This window comes from Streptomyces sp. M41 (assembly GCF_043673425.1).
Taxonomy (GTDB): Bacteria; Actinomycetota; Actinomycetes; order Streptomycetales; family Streptomycetaceae; genus Streptomyces.
In genome coordinates this window covers 91,015-105,734 of sequence record NZ_JBIMKE010000015.1, presented here as the reverse complement: position 1 = coordinate 105,734, position 14,720 = coordinate 91,015, and the positions used below count along the sequence as shown (strand labels likewise).

General features: G+C 71.9%; 15 protein-coding genes and 1 pseudogene. 10 read left to right on the top strand and 6 right to left on the bottom strand.

The features are described from left to right. Positions 1 to 30: 30 nt before the first annotated feature. A complete protein-coding gene (locus ACHBTE_RS19975) occupies positions 31 to 984 on the bottom strand; it encodes a ribose-phosphate diphosphokinase (protein ID WP_394725326.1) in 954 nt (317 codons plus the stop codon). A 181-nt stretch (positions 985 to 1,165) separates the two neighbouring features. Here ACHBTE_RS19975 and ACHBTE_RS19970 point away from each other — a divergent pair, with 181 nt between their 5' ends. Beyond that, the gene (locus tag ACHBTE_RS19970) at positions 1,166 to 1,828 is read left to right on the top strand and encodes a DUF4230 domain-containing protein (protein ID WP_394725325.1); all 663 of its coding nucleotides are present in this window, start codon (positions 1,166 to 1,168) and stop codon (positions 1,826 to 1,828) included. 57 nt (positions 1,829 to 1,885) lie between these two features. Here ACHBTE_RS19970 and ACHBTE_RS19965 read toward each other — a convergent pair. Further along, a pseudogene (locus ACHBTE_RS19965) lies at positions 1,886 to 2,068 on the bottom strand (MrpF/PhaF family protein); the annotation flags it as partial. A 501-nt stretch (positions 2,069 to 2,569) separates the two neighbouring features. Between ACHBTE_RS19965 and ACHBTE_RS19960 the strand changes: the two are divergent. After that, entirely contained in the window at positions 2,570 to 3,031 is a 462-nt protein-coding gene (locus ACHBTE_RS19960) for a VanZ family protein (RefSeq protein ID WP_394725391.1), read from the top strand. On the opposite strand, the gene ACHBTE_RS19955 is transcribed toward ACHBTE_RS19960, so the two are convergent. Further along, positions 3,028 to 3,804 carry a sulfite exporter TauE/SafE family protein gene (locus ACHBTE_RS19955; protein WP_394725324.1) on the bottom strand — a complete coding sequence of 259 codons (777 nt, stop codon included), beginning with the start codon at positions 3,802 to 3,804 and terminating at the stop codon, positions 3,028 to 3,030. The two genes, ACHBTE_RS19960 and ACHBTE_RS19955, sit on opposite strands and share 4 nt — an antisense overlap. Before the next feature lie 212 nt (positions 3,805 to 4,016). Between ACHBTE_RS19955 and ACHBTE_RS19950 the strand changes: the two genes are divergently transcribed. Continuing rightward, a complete protein-coding gene (locus tag ACHBTE_RS19950; protein WP_394725323.1) occupies positions 4,017 to 5,255 on the top strand; it encodes an RICIN domain-containing protein in 1,239 nt (412 codons plus the stop codon). 49 nt (positions 5,256 to 5,304) lie between these two features. Here ACHBTE_RS19950 and ACHBTE_RS19945 read toward each other — a convergent pair whose 3' ends face one another. After that, complete coding sequence (locus ACHBTE_RS19945; protein ID WP_394725322.1) at positions 5,305 to 5,541, bottom strand: hypothetical protein; 237 nt, start codon at positions 5,539 to 5,541, stop codon at positions 5,305 to 5,307. Between the two features lie 162 nt (positions 5,542 to 5,703). Here ACHBTE_RS19945 and ACHBTE_RS19940 point away from each other — a divergent pair, with 162 nt between their 5' ends. From ACHBTE_RS19940 to ACHBTE_RS19925, 4 genes are all read left to right on the top strand, one after another. Further along, positions 5,704 to 6,741: a PHP domain-containing protein gene (locus tag ACHBTE_RS19940; protein ID WP_394725321.1), complete on the top strand. Its 1,038-nt coding sequence runs from the start codon at positions 5,704 to 5,706 to the stop codon at positions 6,739 to 6,741. Positions 6,742 to 6,792: 51 nt separating this feature from the next. Beyond that, on the top strand, positions 6,793 to 7,509 hold the full coding sequence (locus ACHBTE_RS19935; RefSeq protein WP_394725320.1) for an HAD family hydrolase: 717 nt from the start codon (positions 6,793 to 6,795) through the stop codon (positions 7,507 to 7,509). A 106-nt stretch (positions 7,510 to 7,615) separates the two neighbouring features. Then, a complete protein-coding gene (locus ACHBTE_RS19930) occupies positions 7,616 to 8,578 on the top strand; it encodes an SDR family NAD(P)-dependent oxidoreductase (RefSeq protein ID WP_394725319.1) in 963 nt (320 codons plus the stop codon). A 77-nt stretch (positions 8,579 to 8,655) separates the two neighbouring features. Beyond that, on the top strand, positions 8,656 to 9,684 hold the full coding sequence (locus tag ACHBTE_RS19925) for an SDR family oxidoreductase (protein WP_394725318.1): 1,029 nt from the start codon (positions 8,656 to 8,658) through the stop codon (positions 9,682 to 9,684). 421 nt (positions 9,685 to 10,105) lie between these two features. Here the strand turns inward: ACHBTE_RS19925 and ACHBTE_RS19920 are convergent, their stop codons facing one another. Both ACHBTE_RS19920 and ACHBTE_RS19915 read right to left on the bottom strand, forming a co-directional pair. Beyond that, entirely contained in the window at positions 10,106 to 10,345 is a 240-nt protein-coding gene (locus tag ACHBTE_RS19920; protein WP_394725317.1) for a hypothetical protein, read from the bottom strand. 72 nt (positions 10,346 to 10,417) lie between these two features. After that, a complete protein-coding gene (locus ACHBTE_RS19915; protein WP_394725316.1) occupies positions 10,418 to 11,707 on the bottom strand; it encodes an ROK family protein in 1,290 nt (429 codons plus the stop codon). Between the two features lie 145 nt (positions 11,708 to 11,852). Here ACHBTE_RS19915 and ACHBTE_RS19910 point away from each other — a divergent pair, with 145 nt between their 5' ends. The 3 genes from ACHBTE_RS19910 to ACHBTE_RS19900 all read left to right on the top strand — a co-directional run bounded on the left by ACHBTE_RS19910 (position 11,853) and on the right by ACHBTE_RS19900 (position 14,688). Then, positions 11,853 to 12,455: a DinB family protein gene (locus tag ACHBTE_RS19910; protein WP_394725315.1), complete on the top strand. Its 603-nt coding sequence runs from the start codon at positions 11,853 to 11,855 to the stop codon at positions 12,453 to 12,455. A gap of 115 nt (positions 12,456 to 12,570) precedes the next feature. After that, the gene (locus ACHBTE_RS19905) at positions 12,571 to 13,065 is read left to right on the top strand and encodes an FBP domain-containing protein (protein ID WP_394725314.1); all 495 of its coding nucleotides are present in this window, start codon (positions 12,571 to 12,573) and stop codon (positions 13,063 to 13,065) included. A 369-nt stretch (positions 13,066 to 13,434) separates the two neighbouring features. Then, positions 13,435 to 14,688, top strand: a complete 1,254-nt coding sequence (locus tag ACHBTE_RS19900) for an aromatic acid exporter family protein (protein ID WP_394725313.1) — start codon at positions 13,435 to 13,437, stop codon at positions 14,686 to 14,688. Positions 14,689 to 14,720 lie beyond the last annotated feature (32 nt).

The window sequence follows — 14,720 nt, the reverse complement described above, 5'->3', positions numbered from 1 at the left end:
GGCCGGCTGGTTCAGGCCCCGCACGCTCCGCTACTCACCACCGGGCGCGTCGAACAGGGCGCTGACGGACTCACCGTTGTGAATGCGGCGCACCGCCTCGGCGAGGGCCGGGGCTATGGAGAGGATCCGCAGCTTGTCGGTGCGCTCCTCGGCCGGGACCGGCACGGTGTTGGTGCACACGATCTCCATGACATCGGGTTGCTCACCGATCCGCTTCAGCGCGCCGGACGCGAACAGCCCGTGGGTGCAGGCGACGCGGATCGACCTCGGGCCCAGCTCCCGCAGCCGGTCGAGCAGTTCGAGGACGGTGCTGCCCTTCGCGATCTCGTCGTCCAGGACGATGACGTCCCGGTCGGTCACCTCGCCGATGACGGAGTTGATGCTGACCCGGTCGTCCGCGAACCGCTGCTTGGCTCCCGCGGCCACCTGGGCGCCGATCATCCGCGCGAACGCGGCGGCCTCCTTGGCGTTGCCGAGGTCCGGGGAGACGACGGTCGTGCGCGAGAGGTCGTACTGCCTGAAGTGCGCGGCGAGTTCACGCAGCGCGTGCAGGTGGTCGACCGGCACCGTGAAGAAGCCGTGCACCTGGGGGGCGTGCAGGGTCATGGCGAGGACGCGGCTCGCCCCGGCGGCCACCATCAGGTCGGCGACGAGCCGGCCGCCGAGAGAGATGCGGGGGGCGTCCTTCTTGTCGGAGCGGGCGTAGGAGTAGTGCGGCATGACGACGGTGATCCGGCGGGCGGACGCCCCGCGGGCGGCGTCGCACATCAGCAGCAGCTCGACCAGGTGCTCCTGGACCGGCCGGACCAGCGGCTGGATCAGGAAGACGTCGCGCTCCCGGCAGTTGGCCTGGAGCTGCACCTGAAGGCAGTCGTTGGCGAACCGGCTGACCCGGCTGGGGCTGAGCGGCACCCCCAGGTGCGCGCAGACCTCCGCCGCCAGTTCGGGGTGGGCACTACCGCTGAACACGGCGATCTCTCGCACGATCCGCTCCTCGCATGATCATTCCGGGTGGCGGGTTCATGCTACTGACCTCGGCAGAAACGTTGAGTCTCACTCTGAAGGCGAAGGCCCGCGGCGTCGACCGGGGACGGCAATCGGCCAAGCCTCAGATCCTGCGCGGCGTTTGGGGGTATCCGAAGCGCAGGGAAGGAGGGACGTCGACATGACGACTCCCATCAAACGCATCAACAGGCGCGTGCCCGGCTGGGCGAAGGCGGTGAGCGCCCTGGTGATCGTGCTCGTGGTTTTGTTCGCCGGGATACGGTTCAGTCTGATCCCCGGTCTCAAGGACCTGTTCGGCACCGAGACCCATGACCGCTCGGGTCCCGCACTGCTCCAGTCCATCCAGGACATGAGCCGCTACGACGCCGCCTCCGGCAACTTCCAGATCGTCGTGGATCTGGAGAAGGACGCCAAATTCCTGCCCGACGCGATCCGCGGCTCCCGCACGCTGTACGTCGGCGCGGGCACGGTGGACGCCTATGTCGACCTCGGGAGTATCGGCGAGGACGACGTCTCGGTCGACGACGACCGTACGTCCGCCACGCTCCGACTGCCGCACGCCGCCCTCGGCAAACCGTCCCTCGACCCGGATCGCTCCTACGCCGTGTCCAAGGAGCGTGGCCTCCTCGACCGGCTCGGCGATCTCTTCTCGGACAACCCGAACAGCGAACAGGCCGTGCAGAAACTGGCGGTGAAGCACATCGGTGACGCGGCGAAGGAGAGCGAGCTGACCGCACGCGCCGAGACCAATACGACGGCCATGCTGAAGGGCCTGCTGCACTCCCTCGGCTTCAAGGAGGTGAAGGTGACGTACGGGGCCTGAACTCTGCTCCCCTACGACAGCAGACCCGGCAGGGCCAGCGCCCCGAGCAGGGGGGCTCACGGGGCCGAGCAGGGCGAGGACGAGGGCGGGGTCGACGTGGGCGGGGCGGTCGTGGCCTTGGGCGAGTAGGAGCAGTCCGGGGCAGACCGGTGCTGTGGACAGGTTCGGGGCGACGACCCTGCGCCGCGGCGGTCCGGTGGCGAGACCCCGCAGGGTGGCGCCCACGCCCCCGCCCAGCACGACGGTCGCGGCGGCGGCGCGCGCAGCCTCCGCCCGGAGTGCCCGGACAGCGTGACGGGAAACGTGGCCGGCTGTGGCACCGGGCTGGACGCGGTGGGCATCTCGACGCGGTGCCGGGGTAAACGGCGTACCACGAAGAGACGTTGAAGACTGGAGGATCGCATGGCCGGTGGGACCGCACGTTCGCGTACCGCGTTGCACCCCGGCACTCCCAAACCCCGAGGTGCCGCCAAGGCGGCAGGAGGAGCGAAGTCCGCGGGGGGCTCGACAGCAGCGGGTTCCCTCAAGTCGGCGCTGAGCGCGAAGTGGCGCGAGGCGACGAAGTTCGCAGGCGGTTCGAAGTCGCGGGGCGCGGCCAGGTCCACGGGCCGCGCAAGGGCGGGAGGCTCCGCCAGGACCGGACTCGGTGCCAGGCTGGGACGCACCGGGAAGTCCGGACGCACGGCCGAGTCCGAACGCTCCGCCACCTCCGCGCGCACCTCGCGGCCCGGGCGAAGTCCCCTGCGCTTCCTGGCCCGTCTCCTGGCGATGCTGTGCGCCTTCGCGTTCATGGTCGCCTTCGCCGTCGTGCTGGCGAAGCTCACCTTGCAGCCCTCCCCCGCGTCCGAGGCGCTGACGCACACCAACCTGCAGCCGGGCAGTTCCCTGCGGGCCTATCTGGACCAGCCCGAACTCCGCGACGCCGTCAAGCAGATCGGGGGCAATCTGCTGCTGGGTGTCCCGTTCGGCATCCTCGTTCCGGTCGTCGCGCCACGAACGCGCGGTGTCCTTCGCGTCCTGCTGCTGACGGCGACCGTCATGCTCCTGGTCGAGTTCGCGCAGGGTGCCCTGGTGACGGGGCGCGCCTTCGACATCGACGACGTCATCCTCAACACCACCGGCGCCCTGATCGGCTACCTCCTGCTGGGCCGGCGGCTGAGCCGCGTGGTGCACGCCCGGGGCTCTCGCCCCGCCAAGGCCTAACGCAGCACCAGCTGGACGATGGCCATCGTGCCGACGACCACGATGAACGCGCGCAAGACCGCGGGGCGCAGCCGGCGGCCGGTCCTGGCTCCCAGGAGGCCGCCGGCCGCGGACCCGATCGCGAGGAGGCCCACGGCCGTCCAGTCGAACTGAGCGGCGACGAGGAAGAACAGCGCTGCCACGGAGTTCACCACCGCGACGAGCACGTTCTTGGCCCCGTTGAGGCGTTGCAGGCTGTCTTCGACGAGCATGCCCATCAGGGCGACGTAGATGATGCCCTGGGCGGCCGCGAAGTAGCCGCCGTAGACGCTGGCCAGGGTCAGTCCGGCGAGCAGCAGGGGCCCGCCGTCTGGGCGTGGCGTCTTTCCCTTCCGTGCCCGGCGGCTGCTCAGCTTCTTGCTGAGCAGCGGTTGGAGGACGACCAGCACGAGGGCGAGGCCCACCAGGACCGGCACGATCCGTTCGAACGCCGAGGCGGGCAGGGCGAGGAGCAGTGTGGCGCCGCTGAGCCCGCCGAGTGCGGCGCCGGCGCCCCACTTCAGCAGGCGCCGGCGCTGACCGCGCAGCTCCTCGCGGTAGCCGATGGCCCCGCTGATCGATCCGGGGATCAGGCCGAGCGCGTTGGAGACCGTGGCGGTGACGGGCGGCAGGCCGGTCGCCAGCAGCACCGGGAACGAGATCAGCGTCCCCGAGCCGACGACGGCGTTGACGGCACCGGCGGCCATGCCCGCGCCCAGGATGGCGAGCAGTTCACCGATGTGTGCGGCGTTCATGGCGAGAAGCCTAGGAACACGACTCTTCGGCAGCGGACGAGCCATGCCGGGTGGGGCGATCCCGCGCCGAGTTCCGGACACTCGAGTTCTGGTCCGTACCAAGGTATTGACGGCCCCTTACCTCACTCCTTAAATCAAGTGGCGACGCCTTCACCCCCCACCTCGGCCGGCGCACCCCGTCCCGCACGGGCCGCCGCATGGAAGGGAGCACGATGGCCTCCCCACGCCTGCTCCGCACCGCTCTTCTCACCGCGCTGTCGGCCGTGCTGGTCGCGTCCGCCGCGATCGGCCCGGCGCAGGCGGAGCCGCCGGACGACGCAGCCGCCGCAGCCGCCGCGGTGACGTTCTCCGACACCTTCGACGGGCCTGCAGGGGCCGCGGTCGATGCCTCGAAGTGGCAGATCGAGACCGGCGACAACGTCAACAACCATGAGCGGCAGTACTACACGTCCGGCACCAAGAACGCGGCCCTGGACGGGCAGGGCCGTCTGGTCATCACGGCCCGGCGCGAGAACCCCGCCAACTACCAGTGCTGGTACGGCACCTGCCAGTACACCTCGGCCCGGCTGAACACCGCCGGGAAGTTCACCGCGCAGTACGGTCACATCGAGGCGCGGATGAAGGTGCCGCGCGGGCAGGGCATGTGGCCCGCGTTCTGGATGCTCGGCACCCCGGTCAACTGGCCCGACTCGGGCGAGATCGACATCATGGAGAACGTCGGCTTCGAGCCCTCGACCGTGCACGGCACCCTCCACGGCCCCGGCTACTCGGGCTCGGGCGGTATCGGAGCGGCCTACTCCCTCCCGAACGGGCAGGCGTTCGCCGACGCGTTCCACACCTTCGCCGTCGACTGGGCGCCGGACTCCATCACCTGGTCCGTGGACGGAAACGTCTACCAGCGGCGCACGCCCGCCGACCTCGGCGGCAGGCAGTGGGTCTTCAACAAGCCGTTCTTCCTGATCCTCAACCTCGCGGTCGGCGGTTACTGGCCCGGCGACCCGGACGGCTCCACCGTCTTCCCGCAGCAACTGCTGGTGGACCATGTCTCGGTGACCACGGGCGACAGCCCGATCGGCAGCGCGATCAGGGGCCTGGCCGGCAAGTGCGTCGACGTGGCCGGGGCGAACCCCGCCAACGGCACACCCGTACAGCTGTACGACTGCAAGGGCACGGCCGCGCAGCGCTGGACGGCGGGCTCGGACGGCACGCTCCGGGCGCTCGGCAAATGCCTGGACGTGACGGGCAACGGCACGGCGGACGGCACGGCCGTGCAGCTGTGGGACTGCACCGGCGGCCCCAACCAGAGATGGACGGTCACCGGCGCGCGCGACATCGTCAATCCGCAGGCCGACAAATGCCTCGACGTGACCGGCAACGACTCGGCGAACGGCACCCGGTTGCAGATCTGGACCTGCACGGGCGGCGGCAACCAGAAATGGACGGTCGGCTGACCCGGCCGAACCGGCCCGCGACGCGCCCGCATGATCCGGGCGACAGGCCCTAGTGGTGGCGCCAGGTGAACTTGTCTCCGCCGACCCAGCGGACCACGTCCGGATCGTCGAGGTCGTGGACCGTGATACCGAAGGCGGCGGCGGTCTCCAGGACGTCGGTGACGGTCTTGGCCATACCGACGACCACACCGTCGATCTCCATGATGCGGAAGGGCGGCGTACCCGGCTGAACCCCGAGCACCATGATCCGCGGGTGTGACATGTGCGGGCTCGCGATTTCGGTCATGCATAGAGCGTAGAGCGCAACCCGCGTCAACGGTTCCCTCAAGGCGGCGGTACGTCGAGGCTCCGGCCCCGGCCGCCGCCGCCCTGGCATGCACCGGCCAACCCCCCTGCGTCCGTCGTGCGGTCCCCCGGCTCCTGGGGAACTCTGGAGGGGGAGGTGGCGATGGACCCGGTCGAGGCCCTGGAGCGGATCGCGTTCCTGCTGGAGCGGGCCCTGGCGCCGACCTATCGCGTCCGGGCCTTTCGCACCGCGGCCCGCGTGCTGGCCGAGCTGCCCGAGGAGGAGGTGCGCGAGCGGGCGGAGGCCGGGTCGCTGGAGTCCCTCAAGGGCGTCGGCCCGAAGACCGCCCAGGTGGCTCGTGAGGCACTGGCCGGCGGGACACCGGGCTATCTGGAGAAACTGGAGGCGGAGGCCACCGCACCGGAGAACCGGGCGGGCGCGGGGCTGCGGGCGCTGCTGCGCGGGGACTGCCATCTGCACTCCGACTGGTCGGACGGCGGCAGCCCGATCGAGGAGATGGGCAGGACCGCGGCGGAGCTCGGCCATGAATGGGCCGCGCTCACCGACCACTCGCCGCGACTGACCGTGGCCCGTGGCCTCTCGCCCGAGCGGCTGCGCCGGCAGCTGGACGTGGTGGCCGGGCTGAACGAGACCTGGGCCCCGTTCCGGCTGCTCACCGGAATCGAGTGCGACATCCTCGAGGACGGCTCCCTCGACCAGGAGCCGGAGCTGCTGGACCGACTGGACGTGGTGGTGGTGTCCGTGCACTCCAAGCTGCGCATGGACGCCCGCTCCATGACCCGGCGCATGGTGCGGGCCGTACGCGATCCGCACGCGGACGTCCTGGGGCACTGCACGGGCAGGCTGGTGACCGGGCGGGGGCGGCCGGAGTCGCAGTTCGACGCGGACGAGGTGTTCGCCGCCTGCGCCGAGTCGGGCACGGCGGTGGAGATCAACAGTCGCCCGGAGCGGCTGGACCCGCCGCGCCGGCTGCTGCGCCGCGCCCTGGACGCGGGCGTGCTGTTCTCCGTCGACACCGACGCACACGCGCCCGGCCAGCTGGACTGGCAGATCCTCGGCTGCGCCCGCGCGGAGGAGTGCGGGATACCGGCCGAACGGGTGGTGACCACCTGGGACCTGGAGGAACTGCTGGCCTGGACCCACGAGGGCCGGACACCGTCCCGAGTGGCCGGTGCCTGACGTGGTACTCGTGCGGCGATGACTCACACGAGCGGGAGGAAGGGACGGCACATGGAACGGGCGGCCGTGTTCGACGTCGACGGCACCCTCGTCGACACCAACCACCTCCATGTGACGACCTGGTGGGAGGCGCTCCGGCAGGCGGGCCACCGGGTGCCCATGCACGACATCCACCGGGCCGTCGGCCTCGGCTCCACCGACCTGATCGCTCACCTCCTCGGTGACGACCGGGACAAGGACCGCGACGCGGAACTGAGCGCCGCCCACAAGGCGCTGTACGGCCAGTACTTCGACCGGCTGCCCCCGCTGCGGGACGCGGGGCTGCTGCTGCGCCGCCTCGACCGGGAGGGCTGGCGTGTCGTGCTCGCGACCTCGGCCGGGGGCGCGGAACTGTCCGCGCTGCGCCGGGCCATCGCCGCGGACGACGCGATCGCGGCCACCGCGAGCGCCGACGACGTCGAGAAGGGCAAGCCCGCAGCGGAGCCCGTCGAGCACGCCCTGGAACTGGCCGGGGTGCCCGCCGAGCGCGCGGTGTTCGTCGGCGACACCGTGTGGGACATGCGGGCCGGGACGCGGGCCGGTGTGCGCTGTGTGGGCGTCCTGTGCGGCGGGATCCCCCGCGCCGATCTGCTGGAGGCGGGCGCGCAGGCGATCTACGACGATCCGGCCCATCTCCTGGCGAGCCTGGCCGACAGCCCGTTGGCCGACAGCCCCGGTCCCAGCCCCCAGGCCGACAGCCCCCAGGCAGGCGTTCCGGGCCGCCCGTGACCGCCCCGGCCGGAATCCCCCGTCCGGTCGGGGCTCCTCCTCTTCCTCGTCCCGTCGGCCCGCGTGGCTTGACTTCGAGAGCGCTTCAATTCGTAGCGTTCCCGGCATGAGCACTGCACAGCACAAGATCGGCTCGGGCTTCGGTGCCACGAGCACCGCCGCCGACGTCCTGCACGGCATCGACCTCACCGGACGGCTCGCGATCGTCACCGGCGGCTACTCCGGCCTCGGCCTCGAAACCACCAGGGCGCTCGCCGAGGCCGGCGCCCAGGTCGTCGTCCCCGCCCGTCGCCGGGCCACCGCGGAAGAGGCGCTGACCGGCCTCGCCGGCGTCGAGGTCGACGAGCTGGACCTCGGCGACCAGGACAGCGTGCGCCGCTTCGCCGAGCGGTTCCTCGCCACCGGACGCACCGTCGACATCGTGATCAACAGCGCCGGCATCATGGCCTGCCCCGAGACCCGGGTGGGGCCCGGCTGGGAGGCGCAGTTCGCCACCAACCACCTCGGCCACTTCGCCCTGGTCAACCGCCTGTGGCCGGCGATCGAGCCCGGGGGCGCCCGCGTGGTCTCGGTGTCCTCCCAGGGCCACCACCTGCACGGCATGCGCTGGGACGACGTCCACTGGCGGCACGGCTACGACAAGTGGCAGGCGTACGGGCAGGCGAAGACGGCGAACGTCCTGTTCGCCGTGCACCTCGACAAGCTCGGCGCCGACCGCGGCGTACGGGCGTTCGCGCTCCACCCGGGCGGCATCCTCACCCCGTTGCAGCGCCACCTCGCGACGGCGGAGATGGTGGAGCGCGGCTGGATCGACGAGCAGGGCAACCCGCTCAACCCGGAGGGCTTCAAGAGCCCCGCGCAGGGCGCGGCCACCCAGGTGTGGGCGGCGACATCGCCCCAGCTGAACGGCTTGGGCGGGGTCTACCTGGAGGACTGCGACATCGCCGAGCCCGCCCCTGGTGGCGGCGAGCGCACCGGCGTCAAGGGCTGGGCGACCGACCCGGACGAGGCAGCGCGTCTGTGGCGGCTGTCGGCCGAGCTGACGGGCGTGGACGCGTTCGCCGCCTGACGCGCGGCGGCGGAGCGTGCGGGCGGCCCCGCAGGGGTACTCGGGGCTCCCGTCCCCGCCGTCGAGAGGAGCCGCAGGTGAGCAGCGAACCGCCTCGCAGGATCGTGGTCACCGGCGCCACCGGCAACGTCGGAACGAGCGTGGTCCGGCTGCTGTCGGAGGATCCGGACGTCGGCTCCGTGCTGGGGCTGGCCCGCCGGATTCCCGAATGGTCACCGGCGAAGACGGAGTGGGCCGCCGTCGACCTGGCGTCCGCGCAGGCCGATTCGAGGAGCCTCTTCGAAGGCGCCTCGGCCGTCATCCATCTGGCCTGGGCGTTCCAGCCCACGCATGATCCGGCGATGACCTGGCGGACGAACGTACTGGGCAGCATCCGTGTGTTCGAGGCGGCAGCAACGGCGAAGGTGCCGACGCTCGTCCACGCCTCCTCGGTCGGCGCGTACTCGCCCGGGCCGAAGGACCACGCCGTGGACGAGTCGTGGCCGACACACGGCTGGCCCGATGCCGCGTACTGCCGCGAGAAGGCCTATCTGGAACGGGCGCTGGACGCCTTCGACCGGGCCCATCCCAGGATGCGGGTGGTGCGGATGCGGCCGGCCTTCCTGTTCAAACGGGAGTCGGCGAGCGAGCAGCGCCGCATCTTCGGCGGCCGTTTCCTGCCGGGTCATTTGGCCCGCCCGGAGCTGCTGCCGTTCCTGCCCGACATTCCGGGCCTGCGGGTGCAGGCCCTGCACACCGACGACGCGGCCAGGGCGTATCAGCTCGCCGTGAAGTCCGATGTGCGCGGCGCGTTCAACCTCGCCGCCGAGCCGGCGGTCGACGCGGATCTGCTGGGCAGGATGCTCGGCTCCCGCCGGGTCCGGCTGCCGCGTACGGCAGCCCGCTCGGCGATCGCCGCGGCATGGGGGCTGCATCTGCTGCCCGCTTCCCCGCATCTCTTCGACGCGGTCCTCCGACTGCCGCTGATGGACTGCACCCGCGCGCGTACGGAGCTCGGCTGGCGCCCGCAACGGACCGCGCCCGAGGTACTGGAGGAGTTCCTGCTGGGCATGCGGCGCGGCGAGGGCGAGGCGACGGAACCGATGCGGGGCAGCAAGGTGGGCTGACGTCTCGGGGCAGCGAGGCCGGCTGACGGCCCGTGCGGAGCCTCCGGTGCCTCCGCACGCGGGAGCCTCCCACACCGGAGCCGAGCCCCAGGTGTCGCCCGCCCGGGGTGCCCCGCGCCCCGGGGCCGCAGGCCCGGGTTGGTCGCGGCACGTCGTCGAGGGGCACGTGAGGCCCGTAAGTCGGTGGTCGCCGTGAGGGGCGTAAGTCGGCTGTCGCCCGTGCGCCGCGGCGCCGTCGTGCCGCCGACTGCGCGGCTCGGGCATGAAGGGAGCGCGCGATCGAGGCCGCCGGCGTCGCGCCGCCCGCATTCGGCCCCTCCCTGCGAGAGCGCCGTCACCAGCCGTAGGGCCGGTGAAGCGAGGGAGGCGGGCGCGACGGCGTCCCGGCCCTGCGGCCGGGGTCGGGGCGCCTGCGCGGCGTTCAGTCGCTCGGCTCCTCGGGTGTCGGATGCTCGGGATGGACCGTGCCCGACTGCGGCGCTCCCTGGCGGCCCGTGCCTGACTCGTCCGTGTCGGGCACGTCGTCCGGCTCTTTGCGGTCGTCTGCGGGCCCGACGGGTATCTCCCAGGGATCCTCCCCGGCCGTCGCCTGCTGGTCCGGCATGTCGCGCGGTATCGGGTCGGCGGTCTGGCCCGGCGTCTCGTGGCGGTCGTCGGCCATGTCACTCCTCCCTCGCCTCGTCCGAGGCCGTTCGAAGGCCCCGCGAGTACCGCCGCGACCGGCGGCGAAACCTCAGTGCGGCACCCGCTCCGACAGTGCCGTGCGCCAGGCCGGCGGCGGACTCTCGGGTACGGATTCGGCGCGTCGTCCGCCGCGGGCGAAGAAGTCGGCGAGCGGCAGGATCGCGGCACCGACGGTCCCCGCGTCCGGGCCGAGTCGGCCCAGGTCGACGGTGACCTTCCAGGTCGGGTGCCGCAGGGCGTACGAGGCCGCGTGGCGGCGTATCTCGGGCAGGAGGCGGGCGCCGAGCCGCAGGCCGGCCCAGCCGCCGATCAGGATGCGCTCGGGCTGGAAGAGGTTGATCAGGTCGGACAGGCCCGCGCCCACGTACTCGGCCGTCTCCTCCAGCACGGCCAGTGTCGTCGCGTCGCCCGCCGCGCCCTCGGCCGGATACGCCCCGGCCAGCATCGCCGCGAGCGCGCTCTCCTCGTCGGCGTTCTCCGGCACGTTCCCGCCCGCTTCGCGCCAGCGCTCGATCAGCGAGGCGGCGCCGGCGTACGCCTCCAGACAGCCGAGCGCGCCGCAACGGCAGCGGCGCCCCCTGACCCGTACCGTCAGATGCCCCCATTCGACGGCTCGCCCGTGCTCGACCTCGGGGGTCACCAGGCCGGCGCCGACTCCGGAGCCGAACAGGACGACGACCGCGCTCTCGGCGCCGCGTCCGCCGCCGAACCACATCTCGGCCTGGCCGAGGGTCCGGGCGCCGTTGTCGATGAAGTACGGCACCGCGTCCGGGAGCGGCGACCCCTCGCGCAGCAGCCGCTCCAGCTCCACCGCGTCCCAGCCGACCGTCTGCCCGTGCACCACGGCACCGAGCTCCGGGAGCTCCTCCACGATCCCGGGGACGCCGACGCCCACGCCGAGCAGGCGCTCGGCCGGGACGCCGGCCTCCCCGAGCACCTCGGCGATCCCGTCGCGCACATGGCCGACGATGCCGTCCACGTCGTACCCGTGCTGCGCCAACGGCCGTTCGGCGCGGGCGAGTTCGGTGAGGGTCAGGTCGAACAGGCCGATCCGCACCCGGGTCTCGCCGACATCGACGCCGATCATGTGTCCGCTCTCGGGGGTCACCCGCAGCAGGATGCGGGGCCGGCCGCCGTCGGAGTCGACGCTGCCGGCCTCCTCGACCAGGCCGTCGGCGATCAGCTCGGCCACGACGTTGCTGACGGAACCGGAGCTGAGGCCGGTCGCCGGGCCGAGTTCGAAGCGGCTGAGGGGGCCGTCGAAGTAGAGGCGCCGCAACACGGCCGTACGGTTGCCCCGTCTGAGGTCCCGTACCGTGCGCCCGTTCCGCCCCGCCATGCGGCCCCCTTCTGCTCAGCCTTGCGGCCCAGCGTGCGAACCGTCCCCATTGTGAACCACGGGGCCTTCGGCGGTCGTGCGCTACGGCGTCCGTCCTCGAACTCCGCCGGCGACGGCGACAACGCCGAGTGGAAGACTGCCCGGCATGATCGAACCGAATCCGAAGGCGGATCTGCTGCGCTATCTGCAGGACGGGCGGGACGCCCTGCTGTGGAAGCTCGACGGGCTCTCGGAGTACGACGTCCGCCGCCCTCTGACTCCCACGGGCACCAATCTGCTGGGGCTGGTGAAGCACGTCGCCGGCGTGGAGCTGGCGTACTTCGGGGACACGTTCGGGCGGCCGTTCTTCGACGAGGAGCCACCGCCCTGGTGGTACACGCAGGACGCGGAACCCAACGCGGACATGTGGGCCACGGCCGACGAGTCGCGCGAGGAGATCGTCGCGCTGTATCGCCGGGCGTGGGAACACTCCGACGGCACGATCGCGACGCTGTCGCTCGACGCGACCGGCCACGTCCCGTGGTGGCCGGAGGATCGGCGAGAGGTGACGCTGCATCACCTCCTGGTGCGGGTGATCTCCGATACCCAGCGTCACGCCGGGCACGCCGACATCGTGCGGGAGCTCATCGACGGGGCCGTCGGGTATACGCAGCGCAACGACAGCCTGCCGCCGGGCGATCGGGCCTGGTGGGAGAACCACCGGCGCCGACTGGAGCGCGTCGCGCGGGAAGTCGGTGGCCCGAGGTGAGGCCGACTGCGCCGAAATTCACTGGCACCCCTCATGCCGACTGCTTAACCTAGCCGTAAACCTAGAGGCCCTAGGTTTGCGGTGTGCGCCGCCCCCAAGCCCTTGGAGGCTCCCCATGAGGTCATTCACCGAGCAGGACATCCGCGGCTCGTTCATCAACTGCTCCAAGGGGGAGGCCAAGCGCCTGTCGCTGCCCCGCGATCTCGACGAACGCCCTTGGGACGACCTCGACTTCCTGGGCTGGCGGGATCCGGGGGCTCCGGACCGCAGCTATCTGGTGACCGAGCGGGAGGGCCGCCCGGTGGGCGTCACCCTCCGCTTCCCGTCCTCGCAGCGCGGATTTCTGCACCGCAGCATGTGCTCGCTCTGCCTCACGACCCATCCGGGCGGCGGCGTTTCACTGATGACCGCGCGCAAGGCGGGCGCCGCCGGACGCGAGGGCAACTCGGTGGGTCTGTACATGTGCACGGATCTCGCGTGTTCCCTCTACGTCCGCGGCAAGAAGGTCCCGGCGCCCGGCAGCCGCTTCGAGGAGAGCCTGACGCTTCAGGAGCAGATCGCCCGGACCACGGCCAATCTGTCCGCCTTCCTCGACAAGCTCGGCGTCTGACCACGACGGCCTGGTGGCTCCTCGGGCATCGGCGGCCGGGATGCCGGTCGCCAGGGCGGCGAGGATGATGAACAAGGTCAGTACCGATCCGGTCCGATGGCGAGGCATGATCCAAGGCCGGCTCTCCGCGCCGGCGGGGGCCATCCGGTGGTCCTCCGTACCGAGCTCAGGGCGCCCACGGGGTGAAGGCGAGGGTTGCCCCCATGCCTGGCCCGGGCCGCACCGGCCCGCCCCGCGCGGGTGTCGACGATCACCAGCACGGCCCCTTGCCGTACACCTGGCGCTGCGATCAATCTGGGGGTCCTTGCGGACCGTTACGTTCCGCGAGCGGTGTGCCGGAGGCATCTGTGGAAAGGGAACGATCCGAGGATGCAAGACGTACGTGAGGGGCCCGCGCTGCGGGAGCGGCTCGCGAGGCTGCGCCGGGACCCCGTGGTGGTCCAGACGCTGCGGTCGGCCGCCGCGGCGACGATCGCCTACGTCATCGCGCTGCGCCTGAGCCCCGAGGCCGCGCCGCTGACCGCGCCCCTGACCGCGCTGCTGGTCGTCCAGGTCACTTTCTACGCCACCCTCACCAACGGCATCCGCCGGGTGAACGCGGTCGTGGCCGGCGTGCTGGTCGCCATCGCCTTCAGCCTCCTGGTCGGTCTGACCTGGTGGAGCCTCGCCCTGCTGATCGTGGCCGCGCTGGGGGTCGGGCACCTGGTCCGGGTCAACGAGTACGTGCCCGAAGTGGCGATCAGCGCGATGCTGGTCCTCGGCGTCACGACAGTCGGGGACACGGCGTGGGCGCGGGTCCTGGAGACGCTGATCGGTGCGGTCGTCGGGCTCGGCTTCAATCTGCTCCTCGCTCCCCCGGTCTGGGTGGACGAAGCGGGCGAGTCGCTGGAGGGACTGGCCCGGCGGCTGCGGCAGTTGATGCTGCGCATCGGTGAGGAGGCCGCGGGCCGGCAGCCGTTCGAGCAGGCCGCGGCCCGGCTGCACGAGGCACGCCGGCTCGACCACGACATCATCGAGGTGGACGCGGCACTGAGGCAGGCCGAGGACAGCCTGCGCCTCAATCCGCGGGTCCGCGACAGCCTGCTGCACCGCGTGGTGCTGCGCACCGGGCTGGACACGCTGGAGATCTGCACGGTGGTCCTGCGGGTGCTCGCCCGCACCCTCACCGACCTCGCGAAGGACCGCGAGCCCGAGCCGCTGTTCGAGAAGGAGACGGGCGCCGCCATCGAGCAGCTGCTGTCGGAGATCGCCGACGCGGTGGTCAGCTTCTCGGTGCTGGTCACCACGCATGTCAGCAGCAACGCGGACGCGGCGGAGTCCCGGCTGTGGGCCGAGCTGCGCACGGCGGCCGGCACCCGCGACAAGCTCGTCCCGCTGCTGCGTGCCGAGTCCGAGCGCGAGACACCGCACTGGCAGCTGTTCGGTGCCGTTCTGACCGAGGTGAACCGGATTCTCGACGAGCTCGACACCGAGCACCGCTCGCGCCGTCTGCTGGAGGAACTGGACCGCGTCTCCCAGGAGCAGCGGGTGAAGATGCCCGGCTTGTCCAGGATGCGGGAGCGGATGGGCGTGCAGGAGCAGCTGTGGCGGAACCGTACGGGGATGGGCGGACGTTCTCGGTGAGAGGACGCCGGTACGGGGCCGGCGGCGGATGC